This window comes from Stenotrophomonas sp. AS012628, from assembly GCF_010608305.1.
Classification (GTDB): domain Bacteria; phylum Pseudomonadota; class Gammaproteobacteria; order Xanthomonadales; family Xanthomonadaceae; genus Stenotrophomonas; species Stenotrophomonas geniculata.
In genome coordinates this window covers 1-21822 of record NZ_VMBJ01000034.1, presented here as the reverse complement: position 1 = coordinate 21822, position 21822 = coordinate 1, and the positions used below count along the sequence as shown (strand labels likewise).

The window sequence follows — 21822 nt, the reverse complement described above, 5'->3', positions numbered from 1 at the left end:
ATACGGATTTCTGCCGCCCGGTTCATTCCCGCCGTGGCAGAATCGGGCCATTCCGTACTGGTCCGGTCCATGTCTGCACCCCGCTCGTCGTCCGCCAAGTCGTTCACTGTGCATATCCCGCGCAACGCCCTGAAGATCGCCGGCATCGCCTTCGGCGTGGGCGTACTGCTGTTCGTGCTGGTCTGGCTGACCGATCGCGACAAGGAGTTCTTCCGCGCCGATCCTGCCGCCCAGACGCCGCAGGAAACCGCCCAGATCGAGCCCCTGCCGGAGCCGTTGGCCGCTGCGGCCGGTTCCAGCGACATGCCCGATGCCAAGCCGGCCCCGATAGAGGAAGAAGCACCAAAGCTGGTCGAAACCGCCCCACCGCCGCCTGCCCCCATCGCTGAAGCAGCCCCGGCCGCACCGGGCCCTGCGCCGGCGGCCACCGGCAACAGCCAGCCGATGCCGATTGCCGGCCAGTCGCCGCCCCCCGCCTACCCGGCTGCCGCGCTGCGCGCTGGCGAGACCGGCACCGTGGTGGTGCGGGTGGACGTGGACGCCACCGGCTATCCCAACAACGCCACGGTGATCCAGCGCAGCGGTTCACGCGACCTCGACCGTGCCGCCACCGACGCCGTACGCCGCTGGCGTTTCACCCCCGCGCAGAGCAACGGCCAGGCCGTCCCCGGCAGCATTGAAGTGCCGTTCGACTTCAAGACCCAGTAACTGAACACTTCCCGGCAGGCAAACTGAACCCTGCCGGTGGCGTTGACGCAACGCTGACACTTCTCGTCCGTGGCTCGCGCAACACTTCCCACGTCGTCCATTGACGGAAGGAGTTAGCGATGACTGCCACCACCCACGAAGACCTTCATTCGCCGCAGCTGCAGGAGGATTCCAGTCTGCAGCACAAACCCACGTCGCCCTGGATGTGGATCGCGCTGATCGTGGCGATGTTTGCTGCCGCCCTGCTCTGGCTGCGTCATTCCAACCAGGAAGACGTGGCACCGGCACCGGTCGGTGAGCGCATGCTTCCAGCCCCCGAGCAGGCAGCGGTGACGGATGCAGCGGCCCCTGCCGCGCGCCAGGCAGCCCCGGCTACTGCTTCGCGGAAGGCCGCGCCGGTAGCGCGCAATCGTGAGGCCCGCCCGCTGGCCAGCAACCGCATGCCCACCTACCCCGCCGCTGCGCTGCGTAGTGGCGTGCAGGGCAGCGTGATCGCCAGCCTGAGTGTCGATACCCACGGCAATGTCGCCAATGCTGCGATCGTTTCGCGCAGCGGCGAGCGCAGTCGTGATCTGGATCGCGCGGTGCTGAACACCGTGCAGAACTGGAAGTTCCAGCCGGCGATGCACGAGGGCCGTGCCGTCGCCAGCGTGGTGCGGGTTCCGGTGGATTTCCGTACCGAGCAGCGTTGATCGCGGACGAGGGGTTCGTGATGTTTAGACGGAGGCTTCGGCCTCCGTCCTTTTATGCGGAAAAGCGTGCCAACCGAGGTTGGCACCTACCGGATGAGGTGAGCGCGCGCCAACCGAGGTTGGCTTCTACCGTGCAATGCGATCTGCCGGGCGTGGCCCGGAGGTTGCTGTGACGATCAGGCCAGGTTGAACCCGGCGCTGCGCGCCAGGCCATCGAAATCCGGGAACGACGTGGCGACATTGGCGATATCGTTGATGCGCACTTCGCCGTCACTGATCTGGCCGGCGATGGCGAACGCCATGGCGATGCGATGGTCACCGTGGCTTTCGATGGTGCCGCTGCCCAGGCGAACGCCACCATGCAGGGTGGCGCCGTCTTCGGTTTCGTCCACCTGCATGCCCAGCGCGCGCAGGCCGGTGGCCATCGCAGCAAGGCGGTCGGATTCCTTCACCCGCAGCTCGGCCGCACCGCTCACCACGGTCTGGCCTTCTGCGGCGGCGGCGGCCACGAACAGCGCCGGGAACTCGTCGATCATGTCCGGCACCAACGTTTCCGGAATGCGCGCGCCCTTGAGCGGCGCATAGCGCACCACCAGGTCCGCCACCGGCTCACCGCCCTGCTCGGCCGGATTCTCTTCGGTGATGTCCGCCCCCATCAGGCGCAGCGCGTGCAGCAGGCCAGTGCGGCGCGGGTTCAGGCCGACCTGCTTCAGGCGCAGCTGTGAACCCGGAATGATGCTGGCGGCCACCAGGTAGAACGCCGCAGACGAGAAGTCGGCCGGCACCACGATGTCCGTGGCGCGCAGGCGCTGGCCGCCACGCAGGCGGGCCTTGCCCGGTGAAAATTCGATGTCCACGCCGAACGCCGACAGCATGCGCTCGGTGTAGTCACGGGTCGGATGCGGTTCCAGCACGCTGGTTTCGCCCTGCGCGTACAGGCCGGCCAGCAGCACTGCGGACTTGATCTGTGCGCTGGCCACCGGCGAGGCGAAGTCGATGCCGTGCAGCGACTGGCCGCCATGCACATGCAACGGCGGCGTGCCGTCATCCTGGGTGTCGATCTTCGCGCCCATCTGCGACAGCGGGCCAGTGACGCGGCGCATCGGGCGGCCCGACAACGATTCATCGCCGATCAGCGTGCAGTCGAATGCCTGGCCTGCCAGCAGGCCTGCCAGCAGGCGCATGCCGGTACCGGCGTTGCCGCAGTCCAGCGGTGCGCTGGGTGCCTGCAGGCCGTCGATGCCGACGCCGTGCACGATGCGCTGCGACGGGCTGGGGGTTTCGATGCGCACGCCGAGCTGGCTGAAGATGCGCGCCGTGGCGCGGGTGTCTTCGCCTTCCAGGAAGCCCTCGATATGCGAGGTGCCATCGGCCAGCGCGGCGAACATCACCGAGCGGTGCGAGACCGACTTGTCGCCGGGAATGGTCAGGCTGCCCTGCAGCGGCTGGCCCTTGCGGGCAATCCAGTGTTGCGCGTTGCTCATCGTTCGATCATTCCGTAAACACCGGCAGCGCCGGCGATGCATCAGGGAGCGGCGGCTGTTGCCGCCGCAGCAGCACTCAGGGCACGGCCACCGGGTAGGAGCCGAGCACCTTGATCTGCGCCGAGTGCGCTTCCAGTTCGGCCAGGGCAGCCTGCATCGGCGCGTCGTCGATGTGGCCCGCCAGGTCGATGAAGAAGCCGTACTCCCACTTGCCGTGGTGCGACGGCCGCGACTCGATGCGGTTCATGCTGATGCCGTGGCGGGCGAACGGGCTGAGCACGTCGAACAGCGCACCGGGCTTGTCATGGATGAACACCAGCACCGAGGTGCGGTCGTGGCCGGAGGTCGGGAAGATGTTGCGACCCACCACCAGGAAGCGGGTGGTGTTGTCGGCATCGTTCTGGATCGGCTTGGTGACCACCTTCTTCAGGCCGTACACGTGGCCGGCGCTCTCGCCACCAATGGCCGCCGCATCATCGGCGTTGCGCGCGCGACGCGCGCCTTCGGCGTTGCTGGATACCGGAATCTTCTCGGCCTTCGGCAGGTTGGCGCGCAGCCACGCCGAGGTCTGCATGAACGACTGCGGGTGTGCGTAGATGCGCTCGATGTCCTCGATGCGGCCGCTGCGCGACATCAGGTACTGCTGCACGCGCAGTTCCACTTCGCCACAGATCTTCAGGTTGGAGGTCAGGAACATGTCCAGAGTGATCTGGATGGTGCCCTGCCCCGAATTCTCCACCGGCACCACGCCGAAATCGGCGTTGCCCGCTTCCACTTCCTGAAACACCTCCTCGATGCTGGCCATCGGCAGGCCCAGCGCGGAGCGGCCGAAGTGCTTGAGCACCGCCTGCTGGCTGAAGGTGCCTTCCGGGCCGAGGTAGCCGATCTTCAGCGGCTCCTGCTGGGCCAGGCAGGCCGACATGATCTCGCGGTAGACGTGCACCAGCAGTTCATCGCTGAGCGGGCCTTCGTTACGGTCCACCACCATGCGCAGCACCTGCGCTTCGCGCTCGGGGCGGTAGTAGTCGACGGCGGCGGCGAGCTTGCCCTTGGCCTTGCCGACCTGATGGGCGAAGCGCGCGCGCTCAGCGATCAGGTTCTGGATGTCACGGTCGATCTGGTCGATCTTCGAGCGCACATCGGCCAGCGCCAGCGGCGCCAGGGTAGGCGCCGGATTCGACGCGGCCTTGGACGTGCTCTTGCCCTTGGCCTTGGTGGAGGCGCTGTCCTTGGCCGGTTCGGCCTTCTTCGGCGCCTTCTTGCTGGATTTGCTGCTTGCCATCGGAGTTCCTTGTTGCGGGGCACGCACCCGACGATGCGCGCCGTTCATTGCTCAACCGTGACGCTGCTGGAAATCAGCCATGAAGGCGACCAGCGCCTCGGCCCCGGCCAGCGGCATGGCGTTGTACAGCGAGGCACGGATGCCCCCGACCACCTTGTGTCCCTTCAGCGCCAGCAGGCCGGCGGCCTTGGCTTCGGCGACGAAGCGGGCATCGAGCTCGGCATCGGGCAGGAAGAACGGGATGTTCATCCGCGAACGGGCCGCATGTGCGACCTCATTGCGGTAGAAGCCGCCGGAGCCGTCGATGGCGCCGTACACCAGCGCGGCCTTGGCGGCGTTGCGCTTGGCGAACTCGGCCACCCCACCTTCTGCCAGCATCCACTTGAACACCAGGCCGGCCAGGTACCAGTTCCAGGTGGGCGGCGTGTTGAGCATCGAATCACGGGCGACGTGCGAGCGGTAATCGAAGATGTCCGCACGTGGCTGGCCACTGCGCTCGAGCAGGTCGCGGCGGATGATCATCACCGCGATGCCGACCGGGCCGAGGTTTTTCTGCGCGCCGGCGTAGATCACGCCATAACGGCGCACATCAAGCGGTTCGCTGGCGATGGACGAGCTGAAGTCCGCGATCAGCGGAACGTTGCCGGTGTCGGGCACATCACGGAACTCGACGCCGTGGATGGTCTCGTTGGCGGTGATGTGCACGTAGGCGGCATCGGGCGACAGCTGCCAGTCGGCACGCGCCGGCAGTTCGCGGTAGCCGTTGGCCTCGCTGCTGGCGGCGATGTTGACGTCGACGTAGACACCGGCCTGCTTGACCGCGGTCTTGCCCCAGTGGCCACTGACCACGTAGTCGGCACGTTGGCCGGGGGCGGCGAAGTTGAGCGGGATCAGCGCCTGCTGGGTGGTCGCACCACCGGACAGGAACAGCACCGCATAGTCGTCGGGGATGTCGAGCAGGCGTCGCAAATCGGCTTCCGCCTCGGCGGCCACGGACATGAATTCCACACCGCGATGGCTCATTTCCACGATCGAGGCACCGGTACCGTGCCAGTCCAGCATTTCCGCCTGCGCCTGGCGCAGGACCGATTCCGGCAAGGTTGCAGGGCCGGCACTGAAGTTGAACGCGCGCGTCATGTCACACCTGTGGGGCAAGACCCCTAGTATGCCGCAGTGCACCAGCCTTGCGGCCTTGTGGCGCAAGGGAAATTTGGTTTCATTGGAATCCATTGGCCACCCGCATGGCGCCGGTAGTCGCCGACCTTGGTCGGCGTACGCCGTCAGGCGTCATTCCCGCCGAAGGAGCGTGCCGACCAAGGTCGGCACCTACCGGAAGCGGGTGGGCACACGCCGGGGGGGGTAGCGTCGGGCCATGCCCGGCGGATTCAGATCAGCGCGCGCCGAACCAGAGCAGCAGGCTGAGCAGCGCGGCCAGCAGCAGCGCACTGACCAGCAGCCACGGCCAGCGCCGGACCTTGCGCGGCACGGCCGGCAGCACCGGCGCCTGCTCGGCGTCCTGGCTGGACTCGTCTTCATCCGGCAGCGGGCGCCGGCGCGGGTCATGCGGCACTTCCAGCACGAACCGGTGCTGGCCATCGAACACGACCTGGTCGCCCGCCTGCAGCCAGCAGTGGCGCACGGCCACACCGTTGACCCGGGTGCCGTCGGCACTGCCCAGGTCACGCAGCAGCACGCGCTCGCCGTGCACTTCCACGCGGGCGTGCTGTTCGGCGAAGGCCGGTTCATTGATCTCGATGTCAGCGTCGCCGCCGCGGCCGATCAGGCGGGACCGCGACAGCGTGAAGCTGCGGCCATGGTGCAGGCCACCGACACCGCGCAGCAGGCGCTGCTGCTCATCGGAGCCGTCGTCGTTCTTCGGCGCAGGCGCCTGCAGCAGGCTCTCGACCTCGCCCTGCAGGACCATTTCCACGCCGTCCACATACACCGCATCGCCGGCACGCAGCAGCGCCATGCGCCGCACCGGGCGACCGTTCACATGAATGCCGCGGATACCGTTGCCGACCTGCAGCCAGAGGCCGCGATCATCCACGCAGAACTGCGCCAGCAGCAGGGCACCGTGGCCGGCATCGCCGAGCCGCACACTGCCGTTGGCCTGGCGCACGATGCGTTGCACCCCGGGCCGCAGCGGCTGGTCGGGCTGTTGTTGCTGACTGAAGTGGACAAGCAGGTTCTGCACGCGGCGCAGCCTAGCAGGTTGGCCGCCAACGAAGAAGAACCCACGATGAGTGCTTGGCGCGGAGGCCCTCGATGCGCACAATGCTCGCCCTCATTGATCATCCCCGCCCTGCGCCAGGAGCCTGAATGTCCACCATCGATGTCCGCCACGCCCACGCCCTGCCCGACGCACAGGCGCGCACCGCGATCGAACAGGTTGCCGCCAAGTTGTCCGAGCGCTTCGGCCTGAAGTCGTCCTGGACTGCCGACGTACTGAATTTCTCCGGCAGCGGCGTGGACGGTGCGATCGAACTGCAGCCGGGCGCCGTGCGCGTGACCGCCAAGCTGGGCTTCCTGCTGTCGGCGATGAAGGGCATGGTCGAAGGCGAGATCCAGCGCGTGCTGAAGGAAAAGCTGGGCTGAACCCCGGCGGCGGCCATCACGGCCGTGCAACGCCAACGCGCGCTACTCTCGGGGGCAGGCCCAACTCCCACGGGAAGTGCGATGAACCAGTACGAAAACGATGACCGCCGCAACGACGACGCCTCGTTCGGTGACCAGGCCGAGCGCTTCTCGCGCAAGCTGAGTGACTCGGCGCAGCAGGTCTGGCTGGCCGGCCTGGGCGCTCTTGGCCGTGCACAGGCCGAAGGCAGCCGCTTCTTCGACGGCCTGGTGAAGGAAGGCGAAGCCTGGGAAGCCCGCCGCCGTGAACGCAACGGCGAACAGGGCCCGGGCTGGCGCGACAACGTTGAAACGTCGCTGGACGAGGCCCGCGAGAAGGCCTCCGGCACCTGGAACAAGGTTGAAAAGGCGTTCGACGATCAGGTGCAGGGCGTACTCAAGCGCCTGCACGTACCCACCGCCGACGAGGTGACTGCGCTGGAGGCTCGCATCGACGCCCTGCAGGCGCGCCTGGCCAAGCTGGAGAATCGCGACGCCTCGGGCACCGATGCACCTGCACCGGGCAGCCATCAGTCACCAGGCAGCGTGCCCTGACCAGCCATTGTTGCAATGCAATAAATTTTGATTGACAATCGCGAGCAACCCGCCAATCGCTTCGGCTGCCGTTTGTTCCCTCCCCTCACGGCTTCAGGATTGGCGGGTTTTTCGTGCCCGCGGTATTCCGAACTGCGCGTTCCATCACGCTTCCTGTCAGGAACCTCCTGACTCAGCGGCACAGTGCGACCTTTACACTGTCGCCTCCCGCATTCGCCCCTTCCGCGCACCTCCTGCATGCTCCCTTGGATCCTGGCCCTGCTGTCGGCCCTGCTTACCTGTTCCCTGGCCGTTGTCTATCTGTGGTGGATCAAACGGCGGCAGAAGGAGATGCAACTCGGCCTGCAGGCCCTGGCTGGCATGCACTGGCGCGAATTCTCGGTACTGGTCAAGCGCATGCTGCGCGAGCAGCGCGGCCTGCGCGAACTGGATGACCCAGGCGAGGAATCCCGTGAGCCCAGCAGCGATTTCCTGCTCAGTGACGGCCCCAACAGCTGGCTGGTGTCGTGCAAGCACGGCCTGGCCTACCGCATCGGCACCGCTGCAGTGAACGAACTGGGTGCAGCCGCGCGCCTGGCCGGCGCCAAGGGCGGCGTGCTGCTGACCGAAGGCCGAATGGAACGCGACGGCCGCAGCGCCGCCGAGAAGCAGGCGGTCGAGGTGCTGGACGGCCCGCGACTGTGGCCGCTGCTGCAACCCTATCTACCGGCGGAAATCGAAACCCGTGTGCGCGCCAGCGCCCGCCATGAAGCCCTGCGCCGGATCGCCATTGCCGCGCTCGGCGCGGTCACGCTGGGCCTGCTGGTGGGATTGAGCCTGCAAGGGCTGCACGTGCAGGACGCCCCGCCCGTTGCCGAGGTGGCGGTCGCCCCCGCGCCGGTTGCGCCTGCGGTTGAAGCGGCGCCCGAACCGGCGCCGGCCCCCGCCACCATGCCGCCGGCCCCTACGCCTGCACCGGCCGCGCCCTCAACCGATGCGCGCAGCAACCCCAACCCGGATGCCGCTACGCTGGAGCGCTTCCAGGCCGATCTGTCCCGTGCCTTGGCCGGCAAGCCCGGCATCGCCAGCGGTGTCTGGTTGACCCGGCAGACGCTGGCGATCAACCGCACCGGCGAGCTGGACGCGGTGTGGCCGCAGGTCTGCGAGGAAGTGCTGCACTACCCCGCCCTGCGCAACGTGCGCATCCAGCTCAATGCCCGACCCGGTGTGGATGAGCCGGTGCGCTGGCGCCAATGCGCCACGTATTGATGGGGCAGCATCCACGCATGGCGTGGATCTACCAGGGATTCACACGCGTCGGATAATCCCAACCGGGATTCAGTAGATCCACGCCATGCGTGGATACGCCTCTAGCGCGCCCCAGGCGCGAAGCGCGCAACCAGGTCCCAGGCATCGCCGAGGAACACCTGGCGCACGCGGGTGATCGGCTGCTCACCGCGCCAGGTCAGGCGCTCGATCACCAGACAGGCGGTACCGGGCTTCACATCGAGCAGCTTGGCGGTGACAGCATCCGCGCCCCAGGCACTGATGCGGTGCTGGGCGCGGGTCCACGACACGTTCTGCAGCAGCCAGCTGCCCGGCGCGGTGGTGCTGAAATCGACCTCCAGCACCTCGGGCACGCCGACGGGGCTGATCAGGCGATGCTCCAGCGCCAGCGGGCGGCCATCGGCCAGGTGCAGGCAACGCATCGCCAACAGCATTTCGCTGCCGGCCAGTTCCACTTCGCCGGCATTGCCCACTTCAGCCAGGCGCATCTCGCGCTGCAGCAGCCGGTAGCCGTACTGATGCCCGCGCGAACCGACCTCCATCGCAATGTCCGGAATTTCCAGCGCCACCTGCTCCAGGTGTGGCGGCTGTCGCGCCACGAACGAACCCGCACGACGGCGACGTTCGATCATGCCGCTCTCGGCCAGCGCGGTCAGCACTTTGTTCACCGTCATCCGCGAGCAGCCGTACTGCTCCATCAGCTCGTGTTCGTATGGAATGCGGAAGCCCGGCGCCCATTCTCCGCTGAGGATGCGGCTTTCCAGATCGCTGCGGATACGCTGGTTGAGCGTGGCGGACTTGCTGGCCTTCACGTAATGGGGTCCCGGTGGCGGAGGCGATCAGCCCAGCACGCCCTTCAGGGCGGCGGCGAAGGCGGTGGTGATCGCCTCGCGCTGCAGGTGGCGGCCCTCGGCCACGCATTGGCGGCCATGGCGCCAGACCGATCGCAGCGCGCCATTACGTGCGGCGAACACCCAGCTGTCAAGCCATGCGTCATCCTGTCGCGCCTGCAGCGCCGGGTGCGCGGCGTCCAGTTCGACCAGATCGGCACTGGCACCGACCTGCAGGCCAGCGGCCACGCCCAGCGCCTGCGACCCACCGTGCAGTGCGCCTTCGAACAGGAAGCGGCCGGTGCTGCGGGTGGCGTCCGGGGCCAGCACATTGCGCCCACGCAGGGTCAGGCGTTGGCCGTATTCGAGCAGGCGCAGTTCTTCGGCGGCATCGATCAGCACGTTGGAATCGGAGCCGACTCCGAAACGGCCACCCTCGCGCGCGAACGCCTGCATCGGGAACAGACCGTCGCCCAGGTTGGCTTCGGTGATCGGGCACAGACCGGCCACGGCGCGGCTGGCCACGATGGCCGCACGTTCGTCGTCAGTGATGTGGGTCGCATGCACCAGGCACCAGCGGTCATCCACCGGCGCGTGGTCGTACAGCCACTGCACCGGGCGCTGGCCGCTCCACGCCAGGCAGGCCTCGACTTCACGCACCTGCTCGGCGATATGGATGTGCACCGGGCCGTCGGTCAGCGGCAGCAGCGCGTTCAGTTCCTCGCCGGTGACCGCGCGCAGGCTGTGCGGTGCGATGCCGAGCACCGCATCGGGCAGCGCGGCCAATGCCGGCTTGGCGGCATCCAGCAACTGCGCGAAGCCGTCCACATCGTGGATCAGGCGACGCTGAGCGGGATTCGGCGCTGCCCCGCCGAAATCGGCATGCGCATAGAACACCGGCAGCAGGGTCAGGCCGATGCCGGTCTGATCGGCCGCCGCCGCGATCCGCGCACTCATCTCGGCGCGGTTGGCATAGGCGCGGCCGTCTGCATCGTGGTGCAGGTAGTGGAATTCGCCGACGCGGGTGAAGCCGCTTTCCAGCATTTCCATGTAGGCGTGGGCGGCGATGGCCTGCACCGCGTCCGGGCGCAGATGGGCCAGGAAGCGGTACATCAGTTCGCGCCAGCTCCAGAAGCTGTCACCGTCACCGCCGCCGATCTCGGTCAGCCCGGCCATGCCGCGCTGGAAGGCGTGGCTGTGCAGGTTGGGCAGGCCCGGCACCAGGATGCCGACGCGGGTGTCACCGTCCTGCGCGCCCTGCCCCGTGCTGATCGCGGTGATGCGGCCGTCCTGAACCTGCAGGCGTACATCACGGGCCCAGCCCTCGGCCAGCAACGCGTGGGCGGCATGGAAACAGTGCGGGGAACGCGAATCGGACATGGCTGGACAACCCGAAATGGACACCTATATTGTATAGACATATAAGCACAGCCGCGTTGTGGATGCCATGCACGTCGATACCCTCTGGTCCAACGTCCACCTGATCACCCTCGACGGCGAGGGGCTGGGTGTCATCCGCGATGGCGTGCTGGCCTGCGCCGACGGCCGCATCGTCCATGTCGGCCCGGCCGGCAGCGACGCCCACCTGCAGCCGACCACCCGCATTGACGGCGAGGGCCGCTGGATATCGCCGGGCCTGATCGACTGCCACACCCACCTGGTCTACGCCGGCAACCGCGCCAACGAATTCGAGCAGCGCCTGCAGGGCGTCAGCTATGCCGACATCGCCCGTGCCGGCGGCGGCATCGTCTCCACCGTGCGTGCCACCCGCGCCGCCACACCCGAGCAACTGGCCAGCGAAAGCCGCCCGCGCCTGCTGGCGATGCGCGCCGAAGGCGTGACCACGATCGAGATCAAGTCCGGCTACGGCCTGACCCTGGCCGACGAACGCAAGCAGTTGCAGGTCGCACGCGCATTGGGCGAGGAATGCCGGGTCAACGTGGTGACCACCTTCCTCGGCGCGCACGCGATTCCGCCAGGCCGCGAGGCGCAGGAGTACACCGACGAGGTGTGTGAGGTGATGATTCCGGCCATTGCCGCCGAAGGCCTGGCCGAAGCGGTGGACGTGTTCTGCGAGAACATCGCCTTCTCGCCCGCGCAGGCGCGCCAGGTCTTCGAAGCGGCGCGTGCGAACGGGCTGGCGGTGAAGATCCATGCCGAACAGCTGAGCAACCAGCACGGCGCCGAACTGGCCGCTGGTTTCGGCGCGCTGTCGGCCGACCATATCGAACATCTGGATGACGCCGGCATCGCCGCGATGGCGGCGGCCGGCACTGTCTCTGTGCTGCTGCCGGGCGCGTTCTATTTCACCCGCGATACCACCCTGCCGCCGATCGCTGCATTGCGCGCGGCGGGCGTGCCGCTGGCGCTGGCCACCGACAGCAACCCCGGCACCTCGCCGCTGACCAGCCCGCTGCTGGCGATGAACATGGGCGCCACCCTGTTCCGCCTGACCGTGGACGAATGCATCGCCGGCTTCACCCGTGAAGCGGCGCGCGCACTGGGCCATGGCGAGCGTATCGGCCGCCTGGCCGTCGGCATGGACTGCGACCTGGCGATCTGGGACATCGACGCCCCCGCCGACCTGGTCTATCGCATTGGATTCAACCCGCTGCACGCGCGCGTGGTGCGCGGGCAGCCCGACCTGCCTGCCTCCTGGAGCAACACATGAGCAACACCCTGGTTCTTCGCCCCGGCCATGTCACTCTCGCCCAGTGGCGGCAGGTCTATCGCGGCGCGCCGCTGGCACTGGATCCGGCCGCGCTGCCGGTAGTGCGCGCCAGTGCTGCTGCAGTCGCCGCCATCGTCGCCAAGGGTGCGCCGGTGTATGGCATCAACACCGGCTTCGGCAAGCTGGCCAGCGTGCGCATCGAGCGCGAGGACCTGGCCACCCTACAGCGGAACATCGTGCTCTCGCACGCTGCTGGCGTGGGCGAACCGATGCCGGCCAGCGTGGTGCGGCTGATGATGGCGCTGAAGCTGGTCAGCCTCGCGCAGGGCGCTTCCGGCGTGCGCGAGGAAACCCTGCGGCTGCTCGAAGCGATGCTGGTCAGGGGCGTGCTGCCGGTAGTGCCGGCGCAGGGTTCGGTCGGCGCCTCGGGCGACCTCGCGCCGCTCTCGCACCTGGCCAGCGTGATGCTGGGCGTGGGCGAAGCTTACATCGGTGACGAACGCCTGCCCGCAACCGACGCACTGGCGCGTGCCGGCCTGCAGCCGATCGAACTGGGCGCAAAGGAAGGTCTGGCCCTGCTCAACGGCACCCAGTTCTCCACCGCCTATGCGCTGGCCGGCCTGTTCGAAATCGAAACCGTGTTCCAGGCGGCACTGGTCACCGGCGCGTTGTCGGTGGAAGCGGCCAAGGGTTCGGACACGCCGTTCGATCCGCGCATCCATGCCATCCGTGGCCAGCGCGGGCAGATCGCCACCGCCGCCACGCTCCGCGCGCTGATGCAGGGCTCAGGCATCCGCGAATCGCACCGTGACAACGACGTGCGCGTGCAGGATCCGTACTGCCTGCGCTGCCAGCCGCAGGTGATGGGTGCGGCGCTGGACATCCTGCGCCAGGCCGCGACCACCCTGGAAATCGAAGCCAACGGCGTGTCCGACAACCCGCTGGTGTTCACCGATACCGGCGAAGCACTGTCTGGCGGCAACTTCCACGCCGAGCCAGTCGCCTTTGCCGCCGACATGCTGGCGATGGCGGTGTGCGAGATCGGTTCGATCAGCGAGCGCCGCCTGGCAATGCTGGTGGACCCGGCGCTGTCGGGCCTGCCGGCGTTCCTGACCCCACGCCCGGGCCTGAATTCCGGCTTCATGATTCCGCAGGTGACTGCCGCTGCGCTGGTCTCGGAAAACAAGCAGCGCGCCTACCCGGCCAGTGTTGATTCGATCCCGACCTCGGCCAACCAGGAAGACCACGTGTCGATGGCCGCACACGGTGCGCGGCGCCTGATGCAGATGGCCGAGAACGCGGCCAACGTGATCGGCATCGAACTGCTGGCCGCGGCGCAGGGCTGCGACTTCCATGCGCCGCTGCGCTCCAGTGCCGCGCTGGAAACCGTGCGCGCCACGCTGCGTGCGCAGGTGCCGACGCTGGAAGAAGACCGCTACTTCCATCCGGACATGGTGACCGCCACGAATCTGGTGCGCAGTGGCGCGCTGGCGCAGGGCCTGACCGACCTGCTGCCAACCGTGGAACCGCAGGCATGAATACCCATCCCGACTGGCTGACGGTGCACGAGGGCGACGCCCCCCTCATCGTCAGCTTCCCGCATACCGGCAGCGAGCTGCCGCACGACCTGATCGGCGACTACCACTCGCCGTGGCTGGCACGCCGCGATGCCGACTGGTGGGTGCATGAGCTGTACGACTTCGTGCGCGGCATGGGCGCGACCACGGTTCGCTCGGCGATCTCACGTTCGGTGATCGACCTCAACCGCGATCCCAGCGGTGTGTCGCTGTACCCGGGCCAGAACACCACCGGCCTGTGCCCGCTGACCACCTTCGACAACCAGCCGCTGTACCACGCGGGCCGCGAGCCGGATGACGCCGAGATCGCGCGGCGCCGCGACACATATTTCCTGCCCTACCACGATGCGCTGGCCGCACAGATCACCCGCCTGCGCGCGCAGCACGGTACGGTGGTGGTGTACGACGCGCATTCGATCCGCTCGCATATTCCGCACCTGTTCGATGGCGAGCTGCCGCAGTTCAACCTCGGTACCGCCGGGCCGTCCGGCGCACCCGACACGTCCTGCGACAACGCCCTGAGCGATGTTGTGGAAAACCTGCTGAAGATCAGTGGCATGAGCCAGGTGCGCAACGGCCGCTTCAAGGGCGGCTGGATCACCCGCCACTACAGCAACATCGCCGGCGGCGTGCACAGCCTGCAGATGGAGCTGGCCTGCCGTGGCTACATGCACGAACCCCTGCCGGACCAGGTGGACGAACACAGCTGGCCCACCCCGCTCGACCCCGACCACGCCGCACCACTGCGCCACACCCTGGCGCAGGTGCTCAATGCCTGCCTTGAATTCGCTACGAACCGGAGCGCCGCATGACCCGCAACGACCCGTCCCGCACCATCGCCGCGCCGACCGGCACCACGCTCAACGCCAAGAGCTGGCTGACCGAAGCGCCGTTGCGCATGCTGATGAACAACCTGCACCCGGACGTGGCCGAGCGGCCGCAGGAGCTGGTGGTGTACGGCGGCATAGGCCGCGCCGCGCGTGACTGGGAGAGCTTCGATGCCATCGTCGAAACGCTCAAGCGCCTGGACGACGACCAGACCCTGCTGGTGCAGTCGGGCAAGCCGGTGGGTGTGTTCCGCACCCATGCCGATGCACCGCGCGTGCTGATCGCCAATTCCAACCTGGTACCGCGCTGGGCCAACTGGGACCACTTCAACGAGCTGGATAGGAAGGGCCTGGCCATGTATGGCCAGATGACCGCCGGCAGCTGGATCTACATCGGCGCGCAGGGCATCGTGCAGGGCACCTACGAGACTTTCGTGGAAATGGGCCGCCAGCACTTCGGTGGCGACCTGACCGGGAAGTGGCTGTTCACCGGCGGCCTCGGCGGCATGGGCGGTGCACAGCCGCTGGCTGCCGTGATGGCCGGCGCCTCCTGCCTGGCCGTCGAGTGCCGCAAGAGCAGCATCGACATGCGCCTGCGCACCGGCTATCTGGATACCTGGACCGACAATCTTGACGAAGCGCTGCGCCTGATCGAGGCGTCGTGCAAGGCCGGAACGCCGAAGTCGGTGGGCCTGCTCGGCAACGTTGCCGACGTGCTGGCCGAACTGCTCAAGCGCGGCGTGAAGCCGGACCTGCTGACCGACCAGACCTCCGCGCACGACCCGGTGAACGGCTACCTGCCGCAGGGCTGGACCGTCGAGCAATGGGACGAGAAGCGTGTCTCTGCACCGAAGGAGGTGGAAAAGGCCGCGCGTGCTTCGATGGCCAATCACATCCGCGCCATGCTCGGCTTCCACGCACTGGGCGTGCCCACCGTGGATTACGGCAACAACCTGCGGCAGATGGCGCTGGAAGAAGGCGTGGCCAATGCCTTCGATTTCCCGGGTTTCGTGCCCGCGTATATCCGCCCGCTGTTCTGCCGTGGCATCGGCCCGTTCCGCTGGGCGGCGCTGAGTGGCGACCCGGAAGACATCGCCAAGACCGATGCCAAGGTGAAGGAGCTGATTCCGGACAACCCACACCTGCACCGCTGGCTGGACATGGCCGCCGAGAAGATCAAGTTCCAGGGCCTGCCGGCGCGCATCTGCTGGGTGGGTCTGGGCGACCGCGATCGTCTGGGCCTGGCGTTCAACGAGATGGTCGCCAACGGTGAACTGAAGGCGCCGGTGGTGATCGGCCGTGACCACCTGGACAGTGGCAGCGTCGCTTCACCGAACCGCGAAACCGAAGCGATGGCAGACGGCTCCGATGCGGTCTCCGACTGGCCGCTGCTGAACGCCCTGCTCAACACCGCCAGCGGCGCGACCTGGGTGTCGCTGCACCACGGCGGTGGCGTGGGCATGGGCTTCTCGCAGCATGCCGGCATGGTGATCGTGTGCGATGGCACCGAGGCAGCGGCGAAGCGGATTGGCCGCGTGTTGTGGAACGACCCGGCGACCGGCGTGATGCGCCATGCCGATGCGGGCTATGAGATCGCGATCGACTGCGCGAAGGAGAAGGGGCTGGATCTGCCGGGGATTCTCGGCTGATCGCAGGGGTGCCGGCCACTGGCCGGCACTACCGCAAGGCACCTGTAGAGCCGAGCCATGCTCGGCTCAGTGCTTCCAGGGTCACGACGCCTGACCGGAAGGCAGCCGAGCATGGGCTCGGCTCTACATGATTCGACTTGATCGGATCACTTCCGGGCCAGCGGTTTAACATCAATCGCATAGCGTGGAAACGCAGGTGTGGCGAACTCCCTGAGCATGTGCAGGTGCGGCTGAATCTTTAGCTTGCGCACATTCTCAATGGTGAATTCTCCGCCGCAAACCAACGCTGGCTCAAAGCCAAACATCTCATCCGCCAGCAAGTTCCCACAAGTGTTCACAGCCCTATCGAAGAGCAGTTCTTCATCCCCATCCATCAGATCAAAATCGTCGAGCTCCGCACAGGCGAAGAAGGCCTTGATGCCACCGTCCTGTCGTGCAAGAGACTTCGGCCTCAAACAGTTCTGAAGAGCAAACACTTCACTGCTGACTGGATCGATGTTCAAGCCCGCACCTGATGCTTCGCCGCACAGGTAGAGGCGTCCAAACCCGCTTCTGGCAAACACATGGTAGGTATCGATCTGTGTAAATGGAGTACCGGCCAACCACGCGCGCATCAGGCCGTCGTAGTCCTCGGGATTCACCGTCCACAGGCGTCCGTTGCCATAGTTCGCCCATCCATCCCGACGCCAATAGCTCAAGAGCGATTCGGGCAAGATGCCCGTCCACTTGGAGAAGCTGGTCTCTGGCACCGGATCGTGTTCAGTTGCCTCTCCGAAGCTCTCGATGAAGAGCGCGAAATCCTCATCCTCCTCCATTAACCCTCCCATGCAAGGCTATCTCGTCGGTTTGGACTGAGGCGTTCTTATATCTGGTGCCTCATCCGTCGCGAAGAGCTGTTTACGACAGGCCATTGGAAATTCACGCATTCACATAGGCGCCCGCCTCCGCTTGACCCGTCGACCGCCGCTGAGCAACATGCGCCATCACCGCTGATGGATCACCGCGATGTACCGCACCTTTGCTGCTGCATTGCTCTGCGCCCTGTTCGCTGCTCCACCCGCTTCTGCGCGTGGGCTCCCCGTCGGCCTCTCTTCACAGCTCGAAGCCCAACTGCAGACCAACCGCAAGCGCTACGGCATCGCCGGGCAAGCGGTGCTGGTCGCCCACAACGGACAGGTGCTGTACCAGGGCGCCAGCGGCGAGCGTGACCCGGCCTCCCACGCACCGGCCACCGTCGATTCCATTTTCGCCGCGCAATCGATGGCCAAGCTGCTGACCAGCACGCTGGTGATGCAATTGGTCGATCAGGGCAAGGTGGATCTGGAGGCGCCGGCAAGCCGCTATGTTCCGGGCCTGCCGACTGCATGGCAGGCAATCCACGTGCGCGACTTCCTCAACCACAGCTCGGGTATCGGCGAGTACTACGACCGGGTGGAGAACCGCTGGGTCAGCAAGGGCTACACCGGTGTGGCGCCTGATCTTGCCGCTGCGCTGAAGGTGGCCGGCGCGGCGCCGATGCAGTTCGCCACCGGCAGCCGCGTGCAGTACACCCAGGCGAACTACCTGGTGCTGACGGCGTTGCTGGAAGCGCACTATCGCAAGCCCTACCCGGCCATCGCACGCGAACGCATCCTGCAGCCTTTGAAGATGGCCAGCACCTCGTGGGGCGTGGCCAGCGTGCCGGCGCAGCGTGCGGCGGTGGCCTACATCGGCAAAGACGGCACCTTGCAACCGGCCAATGAGGATCCCTGGCCGGACTACGGCTGGGGCCATGCCGATCTGCAGACCACCGTAGGCGACATGAACCGTTTCCTGCAGGCGCTGGCGACCGGCAAGCTGCTACGCACGGCGACCCTGGAAAAGCTCTGGCAGCCGCAGAAACTGAGCGGTGGCGGCAGCAGTTTCTTCTCCACCGGCTGGGACACCACCCGCAGCGACGGCTACACCCAGGTCGGTCACGATGGCGGCACCCGTGTACGTGCGCGGCTGGCCTACAAGGGCACGCTGGCCAGCGGCTACTGGGTGTTCGTGTACCTGACCAACGGCAGCGCCCGCAATGTCTGGTCCAGCACGCTAGTGGAGAGCACGATGGCGGTCGCCGCGCCGCAGGAGTTTCCGCATGCGGTGCTGTCCGAGCGGCTGATCGCGTATGCGCTGGATGACAGCACCGATGCGAAAACGCAGATGCGTAGCTGGCTGCGCGACAGTAATGGCGTTCCCACCGGCGAACTGGAGCGCGCGATCAATGCCGATGGCTATGCCATTCGCGAGAGCCTTGGTGCACGTAGAGCGTTGAAGGTGTTCATGCTCAACACCGAGCTGTATCCGGATTCGGCCAACGCGTGGGACAGCCTGGCCGAGTGCCATGCGGCATTGGGCGAAAGGGAAGCGGCTGATCGGCTGTATGCGAAGGCCAAGGCGCTGGCGAAGCCCTCGCCCTAAACCCTGCTGTAGAGCCGAGCCCATGCTTGGCTGCTCTTCGTTGCGATCGCAGGAGACCCGCGCTGCGCGCATAGCCGAGCATGGGCTCGGCTCTACATGGATGTTGCGGGCGGCCATACGCGAGCGACGGGTGACGTGACGGCGCCGACCTGTTAACTTGCGAGCCACTTTCGTGGTTTACAGCATTTCCGCATGTCGCTCTCGCCGTACCGCCCCACCCCATCACTGCTGTTCCTGGCCGTTTCCCTCGGCCTAGCTTCCACCGCCGCTGCGGCCCCGCAGGCCACCACGCTGGATGCCGTGCAGGTCACCGCTGCCGCTGATGCCAGTGCCCAGGCGCGCGAGGCACTGAAGCGTGTACCCGGCGCCAGCAACGTCATCGACGTGGCCAAGGCCGACAGCCGCCTTTCCAGCAGCGCCGATGTGCTGGCCTCCCAGCCCGGCATCAGCGCGCAGTCGCCGGGCAACGAGGGCACCAAGATCTCGATCCGCGGTTCGGGCATCAACCGTGGCCCGGGTGCCCATGCGTCTGGTATTGCAGTTTCGATCGACGGGCTGCCGCTGACCGGACCGGGCGGCACGCCCTACGAGCTGCTCGAACCGCTGTGGCTGTCACGCGTGGAAGTGCTGCGGGGCGCCAATGGTTTCGAGCGCGGCGCGCTGGCGCTGGGCGGTGCCATCGACTATGTAAGCCGCAGCGGCCGTGATTCGGCCGGCGTGCAGCTGCACTACGAAGCGGGTAGCCGTGGCTACCAGAAGCACGGCATCAGCTGGGGCGGCGTCAGTGGCGATGTCGATTACTTCCTGGCCTATACCGATACCGAGTTCGATGGTTATCAGCGCCATGCGCGCGGCGACGGCAAGGGCGCGATGGCCAACATCGGCTGGCAGATCACCCCCGATCTGCAGACGCGCTTTTTCGTGCGCTACCGCGAAACCAATCATGAAACGCCCGGCCGCCTGACCCGCGATCAGATCCGCAACGATCCGCATGCGGCAAACGCGGCCAACCTGGCCATCGATGCGCGCCGCCCGCAGCCGGGCAGTACCTGGGTGGGCAATGTCACCACGCTGCAGATCGACGAGGATTCTTCGCTGCAGGCCGGGCTGGTCTACCACACGTATCCGATGGACTTGAACGAGAGCCTGTACCGCCAGCAGCTGGACTACGCCAACCTCAACGCCACGCTGGACTACCACCACCGCCACCGGCTGTTCGGCCTGGACAGCCAAACCACGATCGGTCTGCGCGTCACCCACGATCTGGACGCCGATGTGCGCGAGTCGCTGCGCTTTGCCAGCAACGGCTATGCCGCCGGTACGCGCACGCGTGACTTCCGCCACCACGGCACCGACAGCACGCTGCACGTCGGCAATACCCTCACCTTCAACGACCGCCTGCGCATGCAGACCGGGCTGGCACTGATCAGCACCCGCCGCGACGTGCAGGTGACCTGGCCGAGCAGCGGCGGCCGCCTGCGCGACCACGACTGGGACTACGCGCCGCGACTGGGCTTCACCTGGCAGCACAGCGCGCAGACGCAGTGGTTCGGCAACCTCAGCCGTTCGGTGGAGGCGCCGCACCCGTGGTCGATGATCTGGGGCTCGAACCAGTACTTCGGGCCGGGCAATGGCCCGTCTACCGGCCGCCAGCGCGCGCCGGTGCCGATGCAGAACCAGACCGTCACCACGCTGGAACTGGGCGCGCGCGGTGACGCGGCGCTGGGTCGCTGGGAACTGACCGGCTACTACGCCCACGTGAACCATGAATTGTTGAGCGTGGAGCTGCAGCCGGTACCGAACCTGTTCATCGCAGAGAACAACGCCAGCCCCACCGTGCACCGTGGCATCGAAGCCGGATTGGACAGCACACTGTGGCAGGCCGCGCCGGGGCGCCTGTCGTTGCGCCAGGCGTACACCTTCAGTGATTTCGGTTACCGCCACGATGCGCGCTTCGGCAGCAACCGCCTGCCGGGCCTGCCGCGCCACAGCTACCAGGCCGAGCTGCGCTTCGATCATGCCTCCGGCCTGTACGCCGCGCTGAACACCGAATACGCCTCGCGCATCGCGGTGGACTACGCCAACAGCTACTGGGCCGACAGCCACGTGATCTTCGGCAGCCGCATCGGCTACGAGGCACCCGGTGGTCGCTGGCAGGCCTGGGCGGAGATGCGCAACATCGGCAACCGCCACTACGCCGCCACGGTCACGCCGGGCTACGACGACGCCGGCAAGGATGTCGCGCGCTCGACGCCAGGCGAAGGCCGTGGCGTCTATGCGGGCGTGCGCTGGCGCTTTGACTGATGGCCGCAGGCGGCGCCGGGTCTGACCCGGCGCCGTCGTTCCAGGGTCAGCCGATGCGCCAGGCCGGCAGGCGTTCGCTGCGCTTCCAGATGGAAGGCGCGAAACCAATCAACACCAGCGCCGCCAGCCACTTCGGTGAGGTGTTGAGCAGTGTCGAGGTAAGCGAACCATCGCCGGGGGGGGCCATGTCCTGCCACGGGTTGTAGCCCAGGTAGACGACGCTGCCAGCCCACCACAGCAACGCCAGGCCGATGCCCACCAGCAGCAGAGCCAGCGTGCGGCAGGTCCAGCGCTGCGACGTGGTGCCCCATTCCCGCGACGCTGCGATCAGCAGACCCACCACCAGCAGCGATACCAGTGCAACCAGTCCGATATCGACCTTGGGCCCGATACGCTCATAGCTGCAGGCGCGGCATTGGGCCTCTTCCGCGGCAGTGGCGGCTTCGGCGCCATCGGCCTGCCCGGCTGCGGGCTGCGCCAGCGCTGCAAACGGCAACAACACCGCCAGCAGCGTCACCATGATCCAACGAAACAACGTCCTGTTCTTGCGTGCAGCGACATCCATGCGCTCTTCCTCGTCAGTGGTTGTACGTCCAGGGCCGCAGTATGCGGCCGTCCCATACGCCGCCCAGACCCCGTTCCGGGGGTTCGGCCATCCAGCGTCCTTGTTCCCGATGCAGCACGACAAGCTCCCGGTAGACGAAATCGTCGGAACACGAATCCCAGGCGACCGCAATCATAGCCCACTGCCCATCGACGCTGAAAACAGGCCGGGTCAGATAGGCGACGTGGTCGTATGTCCGAGTCGGCCCATGCACCGTTGCCCCGCACCCCTGCTCCCGCAGCGCTCGAAGCCCCGCGCCGTCCATCCGCTGCGCACCGGCCAATGCGGCCGCGGGCACTGGCGGGGGTGGAGGGG

At 67.0% G+C, this 21822-nt stretch carries 19 protein-coding genes and 1 pseudogene; 11 read left to right on the top strand and 9 right to left on the bottom strand.

Features of this window, described 5'->3' with window-relative positions; all coding sequences use genetic code 11:
* The first annotated feature begins 69 nt into the window (after positions 1-69).
* Together G5A07_RS14930 and G5A07_RS14925 are read left to right on the top strand one after the other, a co-directional pair.
* Positions 70-708, top strand: a complete 639-nt coding sequence (locus tag G5A07_RS14930; protein WP_191863519.1) for an energy transducer TonB — start codon at positions 70-72, stop codon at positions 706-708.
* Between the two features lie 119 nt (positions 709-827).
* A complete protein-coding gene (locus G5A07_RS14925; protein ID WP_049482538.1) occupies positions 828-1400 on the top strand; it encodes an energy transducer TonB in 573 nt (190 codons plus the stop codon).
* 176 nt (positions 1401-1576) lie between these two features.
* Here G5A07_RS14925 and aroA read toward each other — a convergent pair whose 3' ends face one another.
* From aroA to G5A07_RS14905, 4 genes are all read right to left on the bottom strand, one after another.
* Complete coding sequence (gene aroA, locus G5A07_RS14920; RefSeq protein ID WP_191863518.1) at positions 1577-2884, bottom strand: 3-phosphoshikimate 1-carboxyvinyltransferase; 1308 nt, start codon at positions 2882-2884, stop codon at positions 1577-1579.
* Positions 2885-2960: 76 nt separating this feature from the next.
* Positions 2961-4166: a prephenate dehydratase gene (gene pheA, locus G5A07_RS14915; protein ID WP_057503311.1), complete on the bottom strand. Its 1206-nt coding sequence runs from the start codon at positions 4164-4166 to the stop codon at positions 2961-2963.
* 51 nt (positions 4167-4217) lie between these two features.
* Positions 4218-5303 carry a 3-phosphoserine/phosphohydroxythreonine transaminase gene (serC, locus tag G5A07_RS14910; RefSeq protein WP_019337284.1) on the bottom strand — a complete coding sequence of 362 codons (1086 nt, stop codon included), beginning with the start codon at positions 5301-5303 and terminating at the stop codon, positions 4218-4220.
* A gap of 253 nt (positions 5304-5556) precedes the next feature.
* Positions 5557-6363: an FHA domain-containing protein gene (locus G5A07_RS14905; protein ID WP_010480552.1), complete on the bottom strand. Its 807-nt coding sequence runs from the start codon at positions 6361-6363 to the stop codon at positions 5557-5559.
* A 125-nt stretch (positions 6364-6488) separates the two neighbouring features.
* On the opposite strand from G5A07_RS14905, the gene G5A07_RS14900 reads away from it, so the two are divergent.
* The 3 genes from G5A07_RS14900 to G5A07_RS14890 all read left to right on the top strand — a co-directional run bounded on the left by G5A07_RS14900 (position 6489) and on the right by G5A07_RS14890 (position 8585).
* Complete coding sequence (locus G5A07_RS14900; RefSeq protein ID WP_049455440.1) at positions 6489-6764, top strand: polyhydroxyalkanoic acid system family protein; 276 nt, start codon at positions 6489-6491, stop codon at positions 6762-6764.
* 81 nt (positions 6765-6845) lie between these two features.
* Positions 6846-7337: a phasin family protein gene (locus G5A07_RS14895; protein ID WP_010480542.1), complete on the top strand. Its 492-nt coding sequence runs from the start codon at positions 6846-6848 to the stop codon at positions 7335-7337.
* 237 nt (positions 7338-7574) lie between these two features.
* On the top strand, positions 7575-8585 hold the full coding sequence (locus G5A07_RS14890; protein ID WP_043398570.1) for a restriction endonuclease: 1011 nt from the start codon (positions 7575-7577) through the stop codon (positions 8583-8585).
* 101 nt (positions 8586-8686) lie between these two features.
* Here the strand turns inward: G5A07_RS14890 and hutC are convergent, their stop codons facing one another.
* Entirely contained in the window at positions 8687-9415 is a 729-nt protein-coding gene (gene hutC, locus G5A07_RS14885; protein ID WP_049455443.1) for a histidine utilization repressor, read from the bottom strand.
* A 27-nt stretch (positions 9416-9442) separates the two neighbouring features.
* The gene (locus tag G5A07_RS14880) at positions 9443-10813 is read right to left on the bottom strand and encodes a formimidoylglutamate deiminase (protein WP_191863517.1); all 1371 of its coding nucleotides are present in this window, start codon (positions 10811-10813) and stop codon (positions 9443-9445) included.
* A gap of 67 nt (positions 10814-10880) precedes the next feature.
* On the opposite strand from G5A07_RS14880, the gene hutI reads away from it, so the two are divergent.
* Genes hutI through hutU form a run of 4 tightly spaced genes read left to right on the top strand, consistent with a single transcriptional unit; the run spans position 10881 to position 16157 of the window.
* Positions 10881-12104, top strand: coding sequence for an imidazolonepropionase (hutI, locus tag G5A07_RS14875; RefSeq protein WP_191863516.1), 1224 nt, complete (start codon positions 10881-10883; stop codon positions 12102-12104).
* Entirely contained in the window at positions 12101-13642 is a 1542-nt protein-coding gene (gene hutH / locus G5A07_RS14870) for a histidine ammonia-lyase (RefSeq protein ID WP_191863515.1), read from the top strand. Before hutI ends, hutH begins: the two co-directional genes overlap by 4 nt.
* Positions 13639-14493, top strand: coding sequence for an N-formylglutamate deformylase (gene hutG, locus G5A07_RS14865; protein ID WP_019337290.1), 855 nt, complete (start codon positions 13639-13641; stop codon positions 14491-14493). Before hutH ends, hutG begins: the two co-directional genes overlap by 4 nt.
* Entirely contained in the window at positions 14490-16157 is a 1668-nt protein-coding gene (gene hutU / locus G5A07_RS14860; protein WP_010480532.1) for a urocanate hydratase, read from the top strand. Before hutG ends, hutU begins: the two co-directional genes overlap by 4 nt.
* A 146-nt stretch (positions 16158-16303) precedes the next feature.
* On the opposite strand, the gene G5A07_RS14855 is transcribed toward hutU, so the two are convergent.
* Complete coding sequence (locus tag G5A07_RS14855) at positions 16304-16972, bottom strand: GAD-like domain-containing protein (protein ID WP_049455447.1); 669 nt, start codon at positions 16970-16972, stop codon at positions 16304-16306.
* Positions 16973-17162: 190 nt separating this feature from the next.
* Between G5A07_RS14855 and G5A07_RS14850 the strand changes: the two genes are divergently transcribed.
* Both G5A07_RS14850 and G5A07_RS14845 read left to right on the top strand, forming a co-directional pair.
* Positions 17163-18599 (top strand): serine hydrolase domain-containing protein, encoded by a 1437-nt coding sequence (locus G5A07_RS14850; protein WP_191863514.1) that lies wholly within the window; start codon positions 17163-17165, stop codon positions 18597-18599.
* A 192-nt stretch (positions 18600-18791) separates the two neighbouring features.
* Positions 18792-20903, top strand: coding sequence for a TonB-dependent receptor (locus tag G5A07_RS14845; protein ID WP_191863513.1), 2112 nt, complete (start codon positions 18792-18794; stop codon positions 20901-20903).
* A gap of 46 nt (positions 20904-20949) precedes the next feature.
* Here the strand turns inward: G5A07_RS14845 and G5A07_RS14840 are convergent, their stop codons facing one another.
* Both G5A07_RS14840 and G5A07_RS22250 read right to left on the bottom strand, forming a co-directional pair.
* Positions 20950-21468, bottom strand: coding sequence for a hypothetical protein (locus G5A07_RS14840; protein ID WP_191863512.1), 519 nt, complete (start codon positions 21466-21468; stop codon positions 20950-20952).
* A gap of 13 nt (positions 21469-21481) precedes the next feature.
* A pseudogene (locus G5A07_RS22250) lies at positions 21482-21822 on the bottom strand (hypothetical protein); the annotation flags it as partial.

What these genes read in the sequence shown, in the direction of transcription:
- G5A07_RS14930 (WP_191863519.1), top strand. Translation starts at nt 70, where the DNA reads ATGTCTGCACCCCGCTCGTCGTCCGCCAAGTCGTTCACTGTGCATATC.
- G5A07_RS14925 (WP_049482538.1), top strand. Translation starts at nt 828, where the DNA reads ATGACTGCCACCACCCACGAAGACCTTCATTCGCCGCAGCTGCAGGAG.
- aroA (WP_191863518.1), bottom strand. Translation starts at nt 2,884, where the DNA reads ATGAGCAACGCGCAACACTGGATTGCCCGCAAGGGCCAGCCGCTGCAG.
- pheA (WP_057503311.1), bottom strand. Translation starts at nt 4,166, where the DNA reads ATGGCAAGCAGCAAATCCAGCAAGAAGGCGCCGAAGAAGGCCGAACCG.
- serC (WP_019337284.1), bottom strand. Translation starts at nt 5,303, where the DNA reads ATGACGCGCGCGTTCAACTTCAGTGCCGGCCCTGCAACCTTGCCGGAA.
- G5A07_RS14900 (WP_049455440.1), top strand. Translation starts at nt 6,489, where the DNA reads ATGTCCACCATCGATGTCCGCCACGCCCACGCCCTGCCCGACGCACAG.
- G5A07_RS14895 (WP_010480542.1), top strand. Translation starts at nt 6,846, where the DNA reads ATGAACCAGTACGAAAACGATGACCGCCGCAACGACGACGCCTCGTTC.
- G5A07_RS14890 (WP_043398570.1), top strand. Translation starts at nt 7,575, where the DNA reads ATGCTCCCTTGGATCCTGGCCCTGCTGTCGGCCCTGCTTACCTGTTCC.
- G5A07_RS14880 (WP_191863517.1), bottom strand. Translation starts at nt 10,813, where the DNA reads ATGTCCGATTCGCGTTCCCCGCACTGTTTCCATGCCGCCCACGCGTTG.
- hutI (WP_191863516.1), top strand. Translation starts at nt 10,881, where the DNA reads ATGCACGTCGATACCCTCTGGTCCAACGTCCACCTGATCACCCTCGAC.
- hutH (WP_191863515.1), top strand. Translation starts at nt 12,101, where the DNA reads ATGAGCAACACCCTGGTTCTTCGCCCCGGCCATGTCACTCTCGCCCAG.
- hutG (WP_019337290.1), top strand. Translation starts at nt 13,639, where the DNA reads ATGAATACCCATCCCGACTGGCTGACGGTGCACGAGGGCGACGCCCCC.
- hutU (WP_010480532.1), top strand. Translation starts at nt 14,490, where the DNA reads ATGACCCGCAACGACCCGTCCCGCACCATCGCCGCGCCGACCGGCACC.
- G5A07_RS14855 (WP_049455447.1), bottom strand. Translation starts at nt 16,972, where the DNA reads ATGGAGGAGGATGAGGATTTCGCGCTCTTCATCGAGAGCTTCGGAGAG.
- G5A07_RS14850 (WP_191863514.1), top strand. Translation starts at nt 17,163, where the DNA reads ATGTACCGCACCTTTGCTGCTGCATTGCTCTGCGCCCTGTTCGCTGCT.
- G5A07_RS14845 (WP_191863513.1), top strand. Translation starts at nt 18,792, where the DNA reads ATGTCGCTCTCGCCGTACCGCCCCACCCCATCACTGCTGTTCCTGGCC.
- G5A07_RS14840 (WP_191863512.1), bottom strand. Translation starts at nt 21,468, where the DNA reads ATGGATGTCGCTGCACGCAAGAACAGGACGTTGTTTCGTTGGATCATG.